This is a genomic window from Bradyrhizobium sp. SHOUNA76, assembly GCF_023006445.1.
Lineage (GTDB): Bacteria > Pseudomonadota > Alphaproteobacteria > Rhizobiales > Xanthobacteraceae > Bradyrhizobium.
Genome location: NZ_JALBHA010000662.1, coordinates 1 through 2,829 on the forward strand (window position 1 = coordinate 1; position 2,829 = coordinate 2,829).

Below are 2,829 nucleotides of genomic sequence, written 5' to 3' on the forward strand. Positions count from 1 at the left end.
CCAGTCCCGGAAGCGCGACGGCATGGCGCTCGTCGCCGGCAGCCGGTGCCACGCCCGGCGTCACCTCCGCGATCGCGCCTGCGGTGACAACCACCTGCACGTCATTGGCCCAGCCCGAGGGCAGGAGCGCGGAGGCGAAATGCAGTCGGGTCATGATTTACACGCCGGCTGGACAGAACCGGCTTACGATTATATGTCTAGACATATAAGTCAAGCATCCCACGAAGGGACCATTGCATGGCAGAGCGCTTCGACCGGATCTGGCACGATGCCCGGCTCGCCACGATGCGGGCGGATCGTCTCGGTCTCGGCGAGATCGAGCATGGCGTGATCGCTGCGCGCGGCGGCCGTATCATCTACGCCGGAGCAGAAGCAGATTTCCCGGCGGATGCGGGCGCGATCGAGCGGATCGACTGCGAGGGACGCTGGATCACACCCGGCCTCGTCGATTGCCATACCCACCTCGTGTATGGCGGCAATCGCGCGCATGAGTTCGAGCTGCGCCTGAAAGGTGCGAGCTACGAGGAAATCGCGCGCGCCGGCGGCGGCATCGTCTCCACGGTGGCGGCGACACGCAAGGCGAGCGAAGCAGATCTCGTCGCAAGCGCGCTGCCGCGGCTCGATGCGCTGATCGGTGAGGGTGCAACCACGGTCGAGATCAAATCCGGCTATGGCCTCGACACCGTGACCGAGATGCGGCAGCTCGCGGCGGCGCGCAGCCTCGGCCGTCAGCGGCCGGTGGCGATCCGCACCTCCTTCCTCGGCGCACATGCGTTGCCGGTGGAAGCCGATGGCGACAAGGATCGCTACATCGATCTCGTCTGCAACGAGATGCTGCCGGCCGTCGCGAAGGCCGGCCTTGCCGATGCCGTCGATGCCTTCATGGAGGGGATCGCGTTCTCGGCCGAGCAGACCGCAAGGGTTTTCGAGACCGCGAGAGGGCTTGGGCTGCCGGTCAAGCTCCACGCTGACCAGCTGTCGAACCTCGGCGGCGCCGCGCTTGCGGCAAAATTCTCGGCGCTGTCGGCCGATCATCTCGAGCATACCGACGAAGCCGGCGCCGCCGCGATGGCGAGGGCCGGCACCGTGGCCGTGCTATTGCCCGGTGCGTTCTACTTCATCCGCGAGACGCAGAAGCCGCCGATCGAGACGTTTCGCAGGCACGATGTCCATATGGCACTTGCGACCGATTGCAATCCCGGCAGCTCGCCGCTGACCTCGCTGCTGCTCGCGATGAACATGGGGGCGACGCTGTTCCGGATGAATGTGGCCGAGTGCCTTGCCGGCGTCACCCGTGAAGGCGCCCGGGCGCTCGGTGTGCTCGATGAAACCGGCACGCTGGAGGCCGGCAAATGGTGCGATCTCGCGGTCTGGGACATCGAGCGGCCCGCTGAACTGGTCTACCGCATCGGCTTTAATCCGCTGCAGCGGCGGGTGTGGAGGGGGCAGTGACGGAGCAGGGCGCAGCGATCGTCGTCAAGCCGGGAACGGTCAGCCTCGACGATCTCGCGCGCGTGCTCGCAGGACAAGCCGTCGTGCTCGATCCATCGTTCTGGCCGCGTGTCGAGGCGGCTGCCGAGATCGTCGCGAAGGCGGCGCGGGCTGACGCTCCCGTCTATGGGATCAACACGGGCTTCGGGAAGCTGGCGTCGAAGCGCATTCCGCCGGACCAGACCGCGCTGCTCCAGCGCAATCTCATCGTCTCGCATTGCTGCGGCGTCGGCCCCGCAACACCCGAGCCGATCGTTCGCCTGATGATGGCGCTGAAGATCGTCTCGCTTGGGCGCGGTGCCTCCGGCGTGCGCCGCGAGGTGATCGAGCAATTGCAGGGCATGCTGGCGCAGGGCGTCTATCCGCTGGTGCCTCAACAGGGCTCGGTCGGTGCCTCCGGCGATCTTGCGCCGCTGGCGCACATGACGGCGGTGATGATCGGCGAAGGACAGGCGATCGTCGATGGCAAGAACGTGTCCGGGAGCGAGGCGCTTGCCGCTGCAGGCCTCTCGCCGCTGACGCTCGGCCCCAAGGAAGGCCTCGCGCTGATCAACGGGACACAGTTCTCAACCGCCTACGCCATATCAGGCGTGCTGCGCGCGTTTCACCTGGCTCGCGCCGCGCTCGTCACCGGCGCGTTGTCGGTGGATGCGGCGATGGCCTCGACGGCGCCGTTCCGTCCCGAAATCCAGGCGTTGCGCGGCCATTCCGGACAGATCGCGGCTGCGGCAACCTTGATGGCGTTGCTCGACGGCAGCGACATCCGCCTGTCGCATCTCGACGGCGACGAACGCGTGCAGGATCCCTATTGCCTGCGCTGCCAGCCGCAGGTCGCGGGCGCGGCGCTCGATCTGATCACGCAGGCCGCGCGCACGCTGATCGTCGAGGCCAACGCGGTCACTGACAATCCGCTGGTGCTGGTCGAGAGCAGCGAGATCGTCTCCGGAGGTAATTTCCACGCCGAGCCGGTGGCGTTCGCCGCAGACGCCATCGCGCTCGCGCTATCGGAAATCGGCGCGATCAGCGAGCGGCGCATTGCGACGTTGGTCGATCCCGCGCTCAATTTCGGCCTGCCGCCGTTCCTCACGCCTGATCCCGGCATCAATTCCGGCTTCATGATCGCCGAGGTGACGGCGGCGGCGCTCTATGCCGAGAACAAGCAGCGCGCAGCTGCCTGTTCGATCGACTCGACGCCGACCAGCGCCAACCAGGAAGATCACGTCTCGATGGCGGCGCACGCCGCGCGGCGCCTGTCCGACATGGCCGACAATCTTGCCGCCATCCTCGGCATCGAGCTCCTGGTCGCGGCCCAAGGCATCACGCTCCGCGCGCCGCATG

At 67.1% G+C, this 2,829-nt stretch carries 2 protein-coding genes and 1 pseudogene; 2 read left to right on the top strand and 1 reads right to left on the bottom strand.

The genetic code is table 11. The annotated features are described in order from the left end of the window. Positions 1-154 (bottom strand): annotated as a pseudogene (locus MOV74_RS35245) (formimidoylglutamate deiminase); the annotation flags it as partial. An 83-nt stretch (positions 155-237) separates the two neighbouring features. Between MOV74_RS35245 and hutI the strand changes: the two are divergent. Next, on the top strand, positions 238-1,452 hold the full coding sequence (gene hutI / locus MOV74_RS35250) for an imidazolonepropionase (RefSeq protein ID WP_246931721.1): 1,215 nt from the start codon (positions 238-240) through the stop codon (positions 1,450-1,452). Further along, on the top strand, positions 1,449-2,829 hold a 1,381-nt coding region (gene hutH / locus MOV74_RS35255; protein WP_246931723.1), incomplete at its 3' end, for a histidine ammonia-lyase. The genes hutI and hutH, both read left to right, overlap by 4 nt.

Bases quoted from the DNA above. Each gene is read 5' to 3' on its own strand.
- hutI (WP_246931721.1), top strand. From the start codon at position 238: ATGGCAGAGCGCTTCGACCGGATCTGGCACGATGCCCGGCTCGCCACG.